This window comes from Paenibacillus sp. LHD-38, from assembly GCF_031157315.1.
Classification (GTDB): domain Bacteria; phylum Bacillota; class Bacilli; order Paenibacillales; family Paenibacillaceae; genus Pristimantibacillus.
In genome coordinates this window covers 22,914-37,046 of the sequence record NZ_JAVIFU010000043.1, presented here as the reverse complement: position 1 = coordinate 37,046, position 14,133 = coordinate 22,914, and the positions used below count along the sequence as shown (strand labels likewise).

Genomic DNA, 14,133 nt, shown 5'->3' with positions numbered 1-14,133 from the left:
ATGAAGCTGTACTTAATTAATCCACCAGGGGGCCAAAAAGAATGAAAAAGTGGACAGCAGCGCTCGTTATCGGAGCATTAGCAGTTACAGCGGCAGGTTGCGGAAACGCGAATGGAGAGGGCGGTACAAGCGGTTTGCCAAAAGCAGGCGTTGCCATTTATAAATTTGACGATACATTCATGAGCGGTGTGCGTAATGCCATCGAAACAGCGGCAGAAGGTAAAATGGCAGTAGATATCGTAGATAGCCAAAACTCGCAGCCGACTCAAAATGATAAAGTTGATTTGTTTATTACAAAAAAAGTAAAAGCAATGTCGGTTAACCCGGTTGACCGTACAGCGGCTGGCATTATCATCGATAAAGCACAAAAAGCGAATATCCCGGTCGTATTCATTAACCGCGAGCCGCTTGCTGACGATTTGGCGAAATGGGACAAAGCCTTTTTCGTAGGCGCTAAAGCAGAAGAGTCCGGCACAATGGAAGGCGAAATTGTTGCTGAGTACTGGAAAGCGCATCCGGAAGCGGATAAAAACGGCGACGGCGTACTGCAATACGTTATGCTCAAAGGCGAGCCGGGTCACCAAGACGCTGAGCTTCGGACGAAGTTCTCCGTACAAGCGATTCAAGATGCAGGCATTAAAGTAGAAAAGCTTGCTGAAGATACGGCGATGTGGGATCGCGTAAAAGGCCAAGAGAAAATGGCAGCGTTCCTTTCTTCTAAAGGCGACAAAATCGAAGCCGTTCTAGCAAATAACGATGACATGGCGCTTGGCGCAATTGAAGCGTTGAAAGCTGCCGGTTACTTCAAAGACAATAAATTCATGCCGGTTGTTGGCGTAGATGCTACGGATCCGGCACAGCAAGCGTTGAAAGAAGGCACATTGCTTGGTACGGTTCTGAACGATGCGGCAAACCAAGGTAAAGCAACGGTTGAACTGATGAGCGTTCTTGCAGCAGGAGAAACACCGACAAAAGAAAATACAGGCTTCGAAATTACAGATGGCAAGTATGTATGGATACCATACCAAAAAGTAACGCAAGAGAGCAAATAATAACGGTATTAGGATGGATGAACGAGAGCAGGGGATAACGTCACTTGCGTTGCCCCTGTTTTTTTTCGCCCGTTTACGCTAGGCGGGCTCGACAAAAGGAGGCTATACGATGGAAAAGCAGCATCCTTATTTGCTTGAAATGAACGGGATTACCAAGACGTTTCCAGGTGTTAAGGCGCTAGACGATGTAACGCTGAAAGTACGTCCCGGCACGGTTCACGCACTCATGGGCGAGAACGGCGCAGGCAAATCTACATTGATGAAATGCTTATTTGGAATTTACAAGCCGGATGCCGGCGAAATTTTTCTTGATGAACAAAAGGTTGAGATTAAAAACTCGAAGGACGCGCTAAACTACGGCGTATCCATGATCCATCAGGAGCTTCATCCAGTGCCGCAGCGCAGCGTGATGGAAAACATTTGGCTTGGCAGATTTCCGGTAAAAGGCTTTGCTCCTTTCCGGTTTATTGATCATAAAAAGATGCACCGCGACACGGTCAGTCTGTTTGAGGATTTGAACATGGCGATTGACCCGAACCAGCTGGTTGGCGAATTGTCCGTTTCCAAAATCCAATCGCTTGAAATTGCGAAAGCCGTATCGTTTAATTCGAAAATCATCGTCATGGATGAGCCGACCTCCTCGCTGACAGGCAATGAGGTGGAGCAGCTGTTTGCCATTATCAACAAGCTGCGGGCACGAGGCGTTTCTATCATTTATATTTCGCACAAAATGGAAGAAATATTACGAATTTCGGATGATGTGACGATTATGCGTGACGGTAAATATATTGGGACATGGCCGGCTCCTGAGCTGACGATCGATACGATTATTACCCGAATGGTTGGCCGCGATCTGTCGGATCGTTTCCCGGAACGCACGAACAAGCCGGGCGAAGTCATGCTGCGGGTCGAAGGCTTGACCTCACCGCATGCACATTCATTCAAGGATGTATCGTTCGAGCTGCGAAAAGGAGAAATCCTTGGCGTTGGCGGTCTTGTTGGAGCTCAGCGGACAGAGCTTGTCGAAGCGCTGTTTGGACTTCGTTCCGTAAAATCGGGCACCGTCTATAAGGATGGCAAGCCGATCACTATCAAATCGCCGATTGATGCCAAAAAACATAAAATCGCTCTTTTGACGGAAGAACGGCGGGTTACGGGTATCTTCCCAGTCTTGTCCGTTAAGGAGAATACAGCCATTGCCAATCTCGGCATGTACCAGAATCGCTTCGGTTTCCTAAACGAGTCGAAGATGAGAGAAGAAGCAGTAAAGGGCGTCGAGAAATTCAAAACGAAAACGCCGTCTGTCGATCAGCTTATCCGAAACCTATCGGGCGGTAATCAGCAGAAGGTGCTGCTGGCTCGCTGGCTGCTCACGAATCCGGATATTTTGCTGCTGGACGAACCGACGCGAGGCATCGACATTGGCGCTAAATATGAAATTTACAGCATTATTATCGAGCTTGCGAAGCAAGGGAAAAGTATCATTATGATTTCGTCGGAGATGCCGGAGCTAATCGGCATGTCGGATCGCATCATGGTCATGTCGGAAGGTCGCTCAACCGGTATTCTAGAGAGTGATATGGCGACGGAACAAAGTATTATGCGGCTTGCTGCACAGACGGGTTAATGCTGGAGGATTTGAAGGAGGTTAAGACAAATGGATGCTGCTAAAGGCTTAAAAATAAAACATGCATTTTCGCAAAACGCAATCTGGATCGTGCTTGTCGCATTGATCCTCGGAATCGCAATTATCGATGCTAACTTTTTGTCGATAACAACGCTTAGAGATATGTTGGTGCAATCTTCAACTCGGGTTATTATTGCACTGGGAGCTGCTTTTGTACTTATTACTGCAGGGACGGACTTGTCGGCTGGACGCGTGGTCGGACTCAGTGCAGTCGTATCGGCATCCATGCTTCAAATGCCGGATTACGCAAGCAAGTTTTTCCCTAACCTGCCGGAACTGGCGCTGATTATCCCAATTGTTATCGCGATTGTGGTCGGCTTGCTGGTAGGGCTTCTCAACGGTGTAATCGTAGCTAAATTTAACGTTCCGCCTTTCATTGCGACGCTCGGTACGATGGTCGCGGTATACGGCGCGAATTCGCTTTACTTCGATATGCCGCCGAACAACTCGCAGCCAATCGGCGGTCTGCGCAAAGATTTCACGGAAATTGGCACAGGCGCGATCGGCGGCGGTCAATTCTCGATTCCGTATATCGTTCTAATCGCTATTTTTGTAGCTTTTATCGTATGGGTCGTTTTTAACAAAACGCGCCTTGGCAAAAACATGTACGCAATCGGCGGCAACATCCAAGCTGCCCACGTATCCGGGATTAACGTAGCTCGCAACTTGATGTGGATTTATGCCATTGCCGGCGCTTTGTACGGCTTGGCTGGCGTGCTGGAAGCAGCGCGTACAGGCGGGGCTTCGAACAACTACGGTAATATGTATGAGCTTGACGCCATTGCGGCTTGCGTGGTCGGCGGCGTTTCGACGACAGGCGGCGTAGGCCGAGTGAAGGGTATCATCGCTGGTGTTCTCATTTTCACCGTCATCAACTACGGCTTGACTTACATCGGTATCAATCCAAACTGGCAGCTGATTATCAAAGGCTTGATCATCGTCGTTGCCGTTGCATTCGATATCCGTAAATATGTAGCTAAGAAATAATATGCTGAAATGAAGAAGCTGTCCCGAAGGTCGATGACCTAGGGCAGCTTTTTTTGCGCAGGATGGAGGGCGCGGTTTGGACTTCCGGCCGCTGTTGTCTCCCTATTTCTTCGAATATACCGCCGCTTGCGGTAGAAATAGGGAGATAAAGGCGAACGCTGACGCTCCTCCAGTACCAAACCGCTCCACCAGTACAAAAACCCTCAACCAGTACCAGACCGCTCCTTCGTTTCTTCCAAGCGCTTATTCTATTCTTTTATACAGCTGCTATATCACACACCGATAAACAATAGCGGAAGAAGAGGGCGCTAATCTCGCTTGTTTCGAATTTACTAACAAAATAGCGATAAAAGAGGGCGCTAATCTCGCTTGTTTCGAATTACCAACCAAATAGTGGTAAAATATGGCGTTAATCTCGTCGATTTCGGGCTTACCAACCAATTAACAGTAATTATTGGCGCTAATTCTCGCGTTTACTTAAATTAACATGCTCGTAACCCGAAATAACTCCGTTTTTTACCACTAAACGTAATTAGTATCAATTTCCGATGGATTTAGCGCCATATTTTCCTGTTAATTCATACGACGAGTTCCCCACAAGTGAACATGTTAAGGGTGTATAGTGTAACTTCTATTTAAACTTCCCCATCCGCGGTCGAATCGATCGCCTCTGATGACATACCTCCCGTCACACGATCAATATACTTGGCTACGCCATCTTCATCGTTGCTCGCTGCCACCAGCGTGGACAGCGCTTTGAGAGCAGGATGCGCATTGGATACGGCCACTTTTGTTCCAGCTTCCTCAAACATGCCCAAATCGTTGAGATTATCTCCAAACACAGTGACATCTCCGGTCTTGCAGCCCACCAGCTCCGCCCATTGCTTTAGACCTTCTTTTTTATTAGCCTTGCTGTGACTGAATTCTAGAAAGTAGTGGTTCTCGATGTAGGCGTCCTTCATGAGATGGATATGCACCCGGTTACCGAAGCGATGCTCAACCTCAGCTTTTAGCGGTTCGAGCTCATGCAGCAATCCGATATAGGTCACGATTAACGTTCTAAATGAATCCGGGCATTCCAGCCGAGGAAGTTCTCCAAACCGTGGATCGCCCGGACGGCTGTTATAAAAAGATAAATCCCCGGTTCGAATCAGCTTCTCATGCAGCACACGTTCTTTGTCCTCCTCGTCTAGCGCAAACAAAAACGGAATTTGCCCCAGAGCTCTCCCCAGTTCAATAATTTCATTGGTCGTTTTGTTGTCCAGCCAGCAGCCGCCAATGACCTTCATGGATTGGGGATCAAAAATCACAGCGCCATTATACAAAATAATCGGGTATTTCCATGGGATAACGGACACGATTTTATGAGAGCTGATATAGCTTCTTGCCGTCGAGTAGCTGATAACAACGCCTTGTTCCAAGGCATGACTAACGATGTTAATAGTAAACGGTGATAACGAAGCATCGGAATGCAGCAGTGTTCCATCGAGATCGGTTAGAAAATGTTTGTTTCCCAAAAAAAAGGCCCCCTCATTATGTTCATGCTATAGCTATGAAAATTTTTTCATGGCAGCTAAACGGTCGACCAAGCCTTGGCCAGCAAGCGGATGCCTTGATCCATCTCTCTATCCGTCAAGCCTCCGAAACCGAGGTAGATTCTCGGCGCATCGCCATATGCAGCAAACCAATGGCCTCGTTCCATGAACAGCTGCATCGCCCATTGATCGATTCGCGAAGGGCTGGAGAGCGCGTAATGGATCGATTGGAGCTTAGCTGTTAGCTGCAGGGGCACAACCATATAATTCAATCGCAATGCCGGCGTGAAGGCTTTGGAATAGGTTCCAATATAAATAACGGAGCCGTGATCATCTAGGCTTTGCAGCGAAGGAATTGTTTTTCCGGAATATCGAAATTCCCCGTCATAGTCATCCTCGATAATAAAGGCGCTGTTAGTAACCGCCCAGTTCAATAGCAGCTGCCGGGTTGCATAGGGCAAAGGGCTGGCCGACGGCCGATGTGAGGGGGTGACATAGAGCGCCTGGATGTCCTTTTTCGGTAATTCCGCAGCCAGCAGTTCCTGGTTGTGAAAAGGCACAGGGACCGCATCGAAGCCATTCTGCGCAAAGATCGCTCCCACTTGCGCGATACCGGCTGCTTCAACTGCAATCTTACCGCCGCCACCCAAAAGCTTAGCAAGGATTTGAGTGCTGTAGGTGAAACTTGAGCCGATGACGATTTGTTCCGGCAAGCAGTTAACGCCTCTCGCGCGCTTCAAATAGTGGGCTAATTGCAGCCTTAAGCCATATTCGCCCTGTGGATCTCCGTATTGATGGACGCTGCTAATGTGGAGAGACAGCGCGTCATGGAGAACGGATTTCCATGGACGAAGGGGGAAGGAGTCCCCATCTACGGCAAGCAAGCTGAAATCAATTACTTTCTCGTTATGCAGGGGAAGCGGATCAGCATGCCGATGCGCCGGAATATGCTCAATATTAGAAGGCTTAGCCGGTTTTGTCTTGGCGCCTGGGGCAGCTTGCGGATGAATGACAAATAACCCTGCACGCGGCTTGCTGTAGACAAAACCCTCTTCGAGCAGCATATGATAGGCCGTTTCAATGGTTGTTTTACTCAGCTTGGTTTGTTCACGGAGAGAGCGGATAGACGGCAATTTAGTGCCATCCTGAAGAGCGCCATCCTGTATAAGTCCTCGAATATGCTGATATAAGGTCAAATATAAGGGGAGATGATCATCCCTGGGCAGTAGTAGTTCCATTCTCATTACTCGCAGTCTGACCCTTAAATTAAGTGCATATCTGACACTTCGTCAGGGGTCAATCCTAGTATATGCTTTGACAAAGGCTTACATCAATCATCTACTACGATAAGGGGGCAGGGAGAATATGACCAAGATAAAAGGTACCATTGAAGAAAGATTAACGAAATTAGGCATTGTGCTTCCGCAGGCAAGCGATCCGGCAGCAAACTATGCGAACTATGTATTTTCGAGCGGACTGCTTTTCGTTTCAGGAAAAGGACCGGCTGCTAAGGTGAAAGGCAAGCTTGGCCGTGAGTTTTCGACAGAGGAAGGTTATCAGTTTGCAAGGCAGGCTGGGGTAAAGGTTCTCGCAGTATTGAGAAATGCTTTGGGCGATTTGGAAAACGTGAAGCAGGTTGTGAAGGTCCAAGGCTTTGTGAATGCTGATCCGCTCTTTGAGGAGCATCATAAAGTGCTGAACGGCTTCTCTGATCTAATGCTGGAGGTATTCGGCGATAAGGGTCTTCATGCCCGGTCGGTCTTGGGCGCAAATTCATTAAGGGGGCAGCTGCCCGTCATCGTCGAATCCGTATTTGAGGTTGCGATGGATGGACGATTGCCAAGCGCTGCTGCGAAAGGTTCCTCTATTTCAATTTATTGACGTTGCATTTGCCTTCACATTCCCTTAACATTAGTGTTTAGATTAGCCGTCATGACATGACGGTTATTTTCTATTGCACGCGAGCATGTCTCATTTAAGGAGTGAAGGGGCTTGGAACGGATTTCGAAACATTACGGCCGATCACCGTTTATCGTTATATTCATCATGATGATGCTGAAAATGCTGCTTTTCCGCCATTTTGTTTTTCAAGGCATTCAGGCGGATCGCTTGCTGACGGATGCGGCGGCCATATTGACTCTGCTGCTGATTGTTGAACTGGTTACCTCCGCAAAATGGAGGGGAGCGGTATATGGCACGCTGAATGCGGTGCTGTCGCTGCTGTTATTTGCTTCTACGGTCTATTTCAGCTATTACGGGACCGTACCTACCTACACCGCGCTGCATGGCCTTGATCAGGTGCTGCAGATTCGGACAAGCGTAGGCTCAATTATTCAAGCTTCTTATTATATCTATTTTATAGATGTGATCATCCTTGCGGTCATCGCCATCGTTAACCGTATTAAAGGTTTACGCAGCGAAGGACGCAAACGGATCGCAAGACCGAGGATTACAGCCGTTGCGGTTATCCTGTGCGCAGCCATATCGGGCGGATATATTTGGTCGGGCAGCGCTATTCCGAATGAGATCGTTCAAGCCGAGAGCCTGGGCTTTCTCGATTATCAGGTAGCGTCAGCCATTAAAGCGAACAAGGAACAAGCCGCGCTCAGAAACGGAAGTGTGGAAGAAACGGCAGCTAGCGCAGATGCGCTTCAGGTCACTTATTTTGATCAAGCCGGCACTGCAGTCGAAGCGGGAAGCCCTAATTACTTCGGTTTTGCCAAAGGCAAAAACGTCATCGTCATTCAATTGGAGGCGTTCCAAAATTTCGCGATTAATCTCTCGGTGGGCGGGAAGCCGGTTACTCCGGTGCTGAACGATTTGGCGAAGAAGAGCTTCTATTTCCCGAATTTCTTTCAGCAAATCGGGCAAGGCAACACATCGGATGCCGAATTTATGTCAAACACCTCCATCTATCCAACCGGCGTCATTGCCATGTCTACGGGTTATAGCGATAAGGTGCTGCCAAGTCTTCCTAGACTGCTGGGGGAACAGGGGTACGAAACCAATACTTTCCACATCAATGATGTGACATTCTGGGATCGCAACCGGATGTATCCTGCATTAGGATTTGCGAAATACTATGATAAGCCGTCATTTAAAAATGATCATTTTAATTCCTTCGGCGCCTCCGATGAGGAGCTCTACAAGGTTGGCCTAGAAAAGCTTCAAGCGCTGAAGCAGCAAAATAAACCGTTTTACGCGCAGTTCGTAACCGCAGCAAGCCATCATCCGTTCAAGGTGCCAAGCGGGCAGCAGCGGATTGCGATGCCGGATTCCCTGCAGGATACGCAGCTGGGCGACTATTTAACGTCGCTTAATTACACAGATTATGCTCTTGGTGAATTTATTGAAGGGCTCAAAGCAAGCGGCATATGGGACAATACCGTTTTGGTTGCTTACGGCGACCATTCCGGCTTGCAGGCGAAGGACAATGATCCGGCATGGGTCAGCGAGCAGCTGGGCATAAACTATGACGGGGAAGTCAGCCGCTTCAACATCCCGCTGTTTGTCCATGTGCCAGGCGCGGAAGGCAAGGTTGTCGATCAGGTAGGCGGCCAGGTAGACATTATGCCAACGCTCTCTAATTTGCTCGGCGTATCCTTGAAGGACGAAGGGTATACCGCATTCGGCCACGATTTGCTGAATAGCTCTCACAATGTCATTGGCATGAGATATTATCTGCCAACCGGCTCGTTTTTCAACAATGACATTTTGTTTGTTCCAGGCAAAGGCTTTGAGGACGGAAGGGCGATCGATATTAGGACGAAGCAGCCCGTGGCCGAGTTCAGCCAATACCGGGCGGATTACGATTATATCTTGGAGCTGATGAAGCTTTCGGATGATTATGTCCGTTTGCTGCCGAAGCGAGCGCCATAAAAGCAGCGCAAATGCCCCTTGTCCGCTAGGACGAGGGGCGTTTTTTCGTTTATTAGAAATTATAAGCTTTAATGGCGGGTAGCAATGAGTTAATATGGATATAGCTACATTTAATTATTCAATTCCAATAAACGTAAGGAATCGATGAGACATGCGAATTGGTTTTTTTGATTCAGGGATCGGCGGGCTTACCGTTCTGGCCGAAGCGCTTCGGAGGCTCCCTGATAAGGATTTTCTTTATATGGCGGACACGCTGCATGTCCCCTACGGCACGAAGGCCGAGGAGGACGTGAAGGCTTATATTTTCGATACGGTCGGCATGATGATGAACGAGGGCATAGACGCGTTGGTCGTAGCCTGCAACACAGCGACCAGCATTGCCATAAACGATTTAAGAGAGCGTTACTCGCTTCCCATTGTCGGCATGGAGCCTGCGGTGAAGCCGGCAGTGGAAATGAACCGCGCGACGGGCAAAAGGGTACTCGTCTTCGCAACGCCATTAACGCTTAAGCTGCCCAAATATTATGCGCTCGTTTCCCGCGTGGATGACATGGGCATCGTGGATTCGCTTCCTCTGCCGGAGCTGGTGCATTACTGCGAATCGCTGCAATTCGATAAAGCGGTCATGAATGAATATTTTCTCTCAAAGCTTGCAAGCTATAATTTGAACGATTACGGCATCATTGTACTTGGCTGTACGCATTACCCGTTTTATAAGGATATATTAAAGGAGCTGCTGCCGTCTCATATTGAGATCGTAGACGGCAACGTGGGAACCGTGAAGCGGCTGTCAGCCTTGTTGAGCCGATACGGCGTCGCGGGCGGCCGCGGCGGCAGCGGAGATGTGCGGTTTATGTGCTCTGGCCAGGAGCCGGCGTATATCGTGAAAATGCAAAAGGCCCTCGCCTTTTTGCGTGAAAGGGACGCGTTAACGGAGACGCTCCCAACCTAAAACCACATGAATAGGGGCGTGTTAAAGGCTTTAGCCTTTAACACGCCCCTATTTTCATTTGTAGAGATGGTGAGAGCGGTAGGATGTCCTTTATATTCAGTGAATTTTTTTACATACTGCTAACTTCATTGCCTGTTCTCCCGCGATAGGCATGTGAATGGGGATGAGTGCCGTTAATCGTGGTATATCCTTCAAATAAATGATAGTGCCCTCCACCGGGAATAGCGATTGCTGGACCGGTCGTTCCCTGAATAAGGTGGGTATGGCCGTTATTCGGTGAAGTGACAGTTTGATATCCATGTACATGAGGCACCCCGGTAGGTGCAGGCGCGGTCCAACTCGCATATTGATGAGAATGTCCGTCATCGATGGAGGTTTCACCGGAAAAGGCATGAACATGGACAGGGTTTCCATTCCAAGACGTTATATATAGCTTATGCGAATGATGGCTATCATCCTCTTCGGAAGATCCCATCACAAATCCGGTAACAGGGATATACATTTTTTGCTCCCTTCCTAATGAGTTAGTTACGGAATTAGTCTATGAAGAACCATGTTTGTCAGGAAGCGGCTAAAGCCCATAATGAAAACAATGATGGGGGCTTCGTTAGAACCCCTCTCTCTCCTTATGATGAAAATAATTGTGGGGATATTTGTTAATAATAAGCAGTGATTATTAACAGAGGGGATGATTACTTGAAATACTTGAAAAATAGAAACCTAAAATCATCGGAATCGGGAACCCTTACCCTTGAGTTAAGATCAGGAGAAGTTGAAGGAAAAATCGCTCAAATTCAGGAACATTTATCTCATACTGAGGACCTGAAGATTCAAATGCATGTATTTAACAACCAAGCATGCGCATTGTTATATTTAGAAGCACTTGTAAACATTGAGTTAATTCAAACCAGTATTATTAAACCTTTGCTGGAATCAAACGCTGGAGATATTGAACTTTTCGTAAATTCAATCGAAGTCGCGAAATCATCAAATGTTGTTCAAATAGGGAAATTTTTACTTGATGGATTTTGCGTTGCTGTCATGGGGAATGATGCAGCCGCAGTCATGATGCCAGTCGCACAATCGCAAGGCCGATCAATCGAAGAACCCAGGACCGAACAAATTATTAAGGGATCTCATGAAGGTTTTATCGAAAGTTTAAGCACTAATATTTATTTGCTCCGCAATCGAATCAAAAGTCCAAAATTGAAGGTGAAGTACTTCACCTTGGGAAGTGTCACGAATACGAATGTAGCTATCATTTATATGGATAACATTGCCGATCCCAAAATCGTTGAGGAATGTTTGAAAAGGATTTCGGCTATTGACCTCGACTATTTGTATTCCGTTGGCAACATTGATGAGATGATCGAAGAACACCCATTTTCTCCTTTTCCGCAAACGATACAGACCGAAAGGCCTGATCGGGCAGCTGATTACCTAATTGAGGGGAAAATCACTGTAGTTATTGACGGCAGCCCAAGTGTTTTGGTTCTGCCTATTACTTTTTTTTCGTTTTACCAATCCCCGGATGATTATAACAGCCGTTGGCTAATAGGTTCATTTTACCGGTACATTCGTTTAATTAGTTTTATTGTGGCCATTTGTTTACCAGCGATCTATATTGCGATCGTGTCGTACCATTCCGAAGTGCTTCCTATCGGAATTCTATATTCTGTTAAGGTTTCTTTAACCTACGTTCCATTGCCGCCTATCTTGGAGGCACTCCTTATGCAAACCATCCTTGAATTGCTGAAAGAGGCAGCGATCCGATTACCTTCACCTATAGCCCAAACGATTGGTATTGTCGGGGGGTTAGTCATAGGCACGGCCGTAGTGGAAGCCCAACTGGTTTCTCATACGATGATTGTCGTCATCGGATTGACGGCGATTGCTTCTTTCGCAACCCCTTTAAACGAGTTTGGAACCAGCTTAAGAATTTTGGGCTTTCCAATCATGCTTGCCGCAGCTTTGTTTGGTTTTTTCGGAATTTCCATCATGATGATGGTCATCTTCATTCACCTATGCAAGATAGAGACTTTGGGAATACCTTATTTCACACCATTTGGTCCTTTTTACGACAAGGAAAGTTTTAAAGATATTTTCCTAAGACTTCCGATATGGACGGTTAATAAAGACTCGCAAAACGGTAAAACCAGTCCTTTAAAACAGTTATTTTTCGGTAGGTGGAAACGAAATTGAATAGTACGATAAACAGATCCCAATTGTTTTTCTTGATCATCAAAACACAAATTGGAATAGGCCTCTTATCCTTGCCTTCAAAAATACAAAGTTCGGCTAAAGGTGATGCATGGATCTCGGTTCTTGTGGCTGGGGCGGCCATTCAGCTATTGCTTATCGTATATTGGCAGCTGCTTAAAAAATATCCCAACCACACCTTAAGTGAAATTACGGTACGAGTTTTTGGAGCTTATATAGGCAAAACTCTAAACCTCATTTATTATGTTTTTTTTACGCTCTTTTCGTATTAATTGTTGCTAATATGGGCATCCTGTATAATAGATAGATAATTTATACAGGGGCGATATATAAATGGATTGGTTAAATGTTTACGAAGCTTTCGAAGACTTGCCGAAAAGTGAGAAAATGCGGCTGTTTGATGCGATAAAGGATTCCATCTTCCCCGGGCCCAAAACGCCCGTAGACGCGTTCACAAAAGAGTTACGGGAATCTCGCTTTAGCAACGGTGTCGCATGTTTACACTGCGGCAGCGTTTGTGTGAAACGAAATGGAAAGTACCGTTCTCGGCAAAGATATCTTTGCAAAGACTGCGGTACGACGTTCAACGATGCCACAGCTACCCCGATTGCAGGTACGCGTTATCCTGACAAGTGGAAAAAATATTTCGAATACATGGTACAAGGATTAACGCTGCCCAAAATCGCCAAGAAGCTGGACATCCACATCTCAACCGCGTTTTACTGGCGGCACAAAATCCTAAATGCCATCCGTAGCCTGGATGTCCGTAAACTTCAGGGCATCGTCGAATCCGATGAAACGTTCTTCTTGGAGTCCCTAAAGGGCAAGAAGAAGATTACGCATCGGAAGCCTAGAAAAAGCGGCGGAAAATCGAAAATGCGAGGTATTAGTCATGAACAAGTCTGTGTCGTCGTTGCCGTTGACCGCACGAATGGCGTTGTCTCCAAAGTGGCGGGCAAGGGTCGCGTAACGGCAAAGGAACTTGATGCCGTACTCGGCAAAACTATCGCACCAAAATCGCAACTTTGCACTGATTCCGCTCGGAACTATAAGCTATTTGCATCAAAGTCGAACATCGAACACCATGCCGTTAATTTGCGGAAAGGCATTTTGATACGTAAAGGCATCTATCACATTCAACACGTAAATGCCTATCACGCGAGGCTAAAAACTTGGGTTCGCAGGTTCAACGGCGTTGCGACGAAATACTTAGATAACTACTTGTTTTGGTTTCGCTTCCTGGAGCTTCACAAAAAGCTTGATGAGGCAGAAATTCAAAATGTGATGTTGCTCGATTCTTGCAAGAAACCGAACTGGAGTACCGTGCAAACTTTCAGAACGGCATAGCTAAATCTGGAGTTGATGTAAATGAAGGTTACGTTTACGAGAAATCTACCTAGAACAGAAAGTTACATTTCCTCGAAAAAGGATGTTAAAGCTTTTCTAGGTCACTACGAAATGCTTACTGTTAATTTTGGCTTGCGTAGAAAGTTCGAGTTTGATTCAAGGTGCTCAAACAAGCCTAAAGTTGCAGGTCCAGTAGTTGTTTCTGTTTCAATTAATCGTTCAAGAGAGATTATGGTTTCTTTTTACCCCGTTTCTCTCTCAGATTTACCAGTCGATGCTGTTATGGAATTTCATGGGAACACTCTTCAAGCCATCAGCAAATGGATTGATGAAACAGTTGGGAAACCAGAGACGGCAATCGTTGGAGTTGAGCAATTAATCGTAGCTATTGAAGGAGAACAAATAAAATTTCATCAAACAGTATTTCTTTAACTCGAATATCTAACTATTTCGTTGCAAGAGGACTCTATTAAT

13 protein-coding genes are annotated in these 14,133 nt (G+C 46.6%); 10 read left to right on the top strand and 3 right to left on the bottom strand.

All coding sequences use genetic code 11. From position 1 onward, the window contains the following. Positions 1-41 precede the first annotated feature (41 nt). The 3 genes from RCO25_RS26705 to mglC all read left to right on the top strand — a co-directional run bounded on the left by RCO25_RS26705 (position 42) and on the right by mglC (position 3,726). Entirely contained in the window at positions 42-1,052 is a 1,011-nt protein-coding gene (locus RCO25_RS26705) for a galactose ABC transporter substrate-binding protein (protein ID WP_308999120.1), read from the top strand. 109 nt (positions 1,053-1,161) lie between these two features. Continuing rightward, on the top strand, positions 1,162-2,679 hold the full coding sequence (locus RCO25_RS26700) for a sugar ABC transporter ATP-binding protein (protein ID WP_308999119.1): 1,518 nt from the start codon (positions 1,162-1,164) through the stop codon (positions 2,677-2,679). Between the two features lie 30 nt (positions 2,680-2,709). Next, entirely contained in the window at positions 2,710-3,726 is a 1,017-nt protein-coding gene (gene mglC / locus RCO25_RS26695; protein ID WP_308999118.1) for a galactose/methyl galactoside ABC transporter permease MglC, read from the top strand. Positions 3,727-4,361: 635 nt separating this feature from the next. Here the strand turns inward: mglC and RCO25_RS26690 are convergent. Then, positions 4,362-5,243 carry an HAD hydrolase family protein gene (locus tag RCO25_RS26690; RefSeq protein ID WP_308999117.1) on the bottom strand — a complete coding sequence of 294 codons (882 nt, stop codon included), beginning with the start codon at positions 5,241-5,243 and terminating at the stop codon, positions 4,362-4,364. A gap of 56 nt (positions 5,244-5,299) precedes the next feature. Then, positions 5,300-6,499, bottom strand: a complete 1,200-nt coding sequence (gene pdxR, locus RCO25_RS26685; protein WP_308999116.1) for a MocR-like pyridoxine biosynthesis transcription factor PdxR — start codon at positions 6,497-6,499, stop codon at positions 5,300-5,302. Between the two features lie 127 nt (positions 6,500-6,626). Here pdxR and RCO25_RS26680 point away from each other — a divergent pair, with 127 nt between their 5' ends. From RCO25_RS26680 to murI, 3 genes are all read left to right on the top strand, one after another. Beyond that, positions 6,627-7,142, top strand: coding sequence for a RidA family protein (locus tag RCO25_RS26680; protein ID WP_308999115.1), 516 nt, complete (start codon positions 6,627-6,629; stop codon positions 7,140-7,142). Positions 7,143-7,253: 111 nt separating this feature from the next. Then, a complete protein-coding gene (locus RCO25_RS26675; RefSeq protein ID WP_308999114.1) occupies positions 7,254-9,140 on the top strand; it encodes an LTA synthase family protein in 1,887 nt (628 codons plus the stop codon). Positions 9,141-9,291: 151 nt separating this feature from the next. Next, complete coding sequence (gene murI, locus RCO25_RS26670; RefSeq protein ID WP_308999113.1) at positions 9,292-10,092, top strand: glutamate racemase; 801 nt, start codon at positions 9,292-9,294, stop codon at positions 10,090-10,092. A 109-nt stretch (positions 10,093-10,201) separates the two neighbouring features. On the opposite strand, the gene RCO25_RS26665 is transcribed toward murI, so the two are convergent. After that, a complete protein-coding gene (locus RCO25_RS26665) occupies positions 10,202-10,594 on the bottom strand; it encodes a YmaF family protein (protein WP_308999112.1) in 393 nt (130 codons plus the stop codon). Between the two features lie 194 nt (positions 10,595-10,788). On the opposite strand from RCO25_RS26665, the gene RCO25_RS26660 reads away from it, so the two are divergent. From RCO25_RS26660 to RCO25_RS26650, 4 genes are all read left to right on the top strand, one after another. Then, positions 10,789-12,294 carry a spore germination protein gene (locus RCO25_RS26660; RefSeq protein WP_308999111.1) on the top strand — a complete coding sequence of 502 codons (1,506 nt, stop codon included), beginning with the start codon at positions 10,789-10,791 and terminating at the stop codon, positions 12,292-12,294. Continuing rightward, positions 12,279-12,584 carry a GerAB/ArcD/ProY family transporter gene (locus RCO25_RS34925; protein ID WP_374992171.1) on the top strand — a complete coding sequence of 102 codons (306 nt, stop codon included), beginning with the start codon at positions 12,279-12,281 and terminating at the stop codon, positions 12,582-12,584. Before RCO25_RS26660 ends, RCO25_RS34925 begins: the two co-directional genes overlap by 16 nt. A 61-nt stretch (positions 12,585-12,645) precedes the next feature. Next, complete coding sequence (locus tag RCO25_RS26655; protein WP_308999110.1) at positions 12,646-13,659, top strand: IS1595 family transposase; 1,014 nt, start codon at positions 12,646-12,648, stop codon at positions 13,657-13,659. Positions 13,660-13,680: 21 nt separating this feature from the next. Continuing rightward, positions 13,681-14,091: a hypothetical protein gene (locus RCO25_RS26650; protein ID WP_308999109.1), complete on the top strand. Its 411-nt coding sequence runs from the start codon at positions 13,681-13,683 to the stop codon at positions 14,089-14,091. Positions 14,092-14,133: the final 42 nt, after the last annotated feature.

What these genes read in the sequence shown, in the direction of transcription:
- RCO25_RS26705 (WP_308999120.1), top strand. Translation starts at nt 42, where the DNA reads ATGAAAAAGTGGACAGCAGCGCTCGTTATCGGAGCATTAGCAGTTACA.
- RCO25_RS26700 (WP_308999119.1), top strand. Translation starts at nt 1,162, where the DNA reads ATGGAAAAGCAGCATCCTTATTTGCTTGAAATGAACGGGATTACCAAG.
- mglC (WP_308999118.1), top strand. Translation starts at nt 2,710, where the DNA reads ATGGATGCTGCTAAAGGCTTAAAAATAAAACATGCATTTTCGCAAAAC.
- pdxR (WP_308999116.1), bottom strand. Translation starts at nt 6,499, where the DNA reads ATGGAACTACTACTGCCCAGGGATGATCATCTCCCCTTATATTTGACC.
- RCO25_RS26680 (WP_308999115.1), top strand. Translation starts at nt 6,627, where the DNA reads ATGACCAAGATAAAAGGTACCATTGAAGAAAGATTAACGAAATTAGGC.
- murI (WP_308999113.1), top strand. Translation starts at nt 9,292, where the DNA reads ATGCGAATTGGTTTTTTTGATTCAGGGATCGGCGGGCTTACCGTTCTG.
- RCO25_RS26665 (WP_308999112.1), bottom strand. Translation starts at nt 10,594, where the DNA reads ATGTATATCCCTGTTACCGGATTTGTGATGGGATCTTCCGAAGAGGAT.
- RCO25_RS26655 (WP_308999110.1), top strand. Translation starts at nt 12,646, where the DNA reads ATGGATTGGTTAAATGTTTACGAAGCTTTCGAAGACTTGCCGAAAAGT.
- RCO25_RS26650 (WP_308999109.1), top strand. Translation starts at nt 13,681, where the DNA reads ATGAAGGTTACGTTTACGAGAAATCTACCTAGAACAGAAAGTTACATT.